The 339-nt window shown below is 41.3% G+C and carries 1 rRNA gene; it reads left to right on the forward strand.

The window, feature by feature from the left end:
• Positions 1–225: 225 nt before the first annotated feature.
• A 5S ribosomal RNA gene (rrf, locus tag H5232_RS23765) occupies positions 226–339 on the forward strand; the annotation flags it as partial.

A 339-nucleotide genomic window follows, 5' to 3' on the forward strand; every position in this document is an offset into this window, starting at 1 on the left:
TACTAATTACCCGTGAGGCTTAACCATACAACGCCAAACGCGTTTTATGTGATAGTTGATAGCGCAAGAAGTTAATAGACTAAAGTAGATTTACTGAAAACTTTTATTATCAGAATTCCAAATTTATAAGGTGACTCTTAGCGCGTAGCGTTAAAGTTGAGGCACCTTGCGCAAAGGAAATGTAAGCACTACGTGCTTTGTCATTACTCCTTTGCACCAAATTTGCTTGGTAACAATAGCGTTTTGGACCCACCTGACCCCATGCCGAACTCAGTAGTGAAACGAAACAGCGCCGATGATAGTGTAGCATTTGCTATGTGAAAGTAGGACATTGCCAGG

It is taken from the genome of Pseudoalteromonas sp. SG41-5, assembly GCF_014164495.1.
Taxonomy (GTDB): Bacteria; Pseudomonadota; Gammaproteobacteria; order Enterobacterales; family Alteromonadaceae; genus Pseudoalteromonas; species Pseudoalteromonas rhizosphaerae.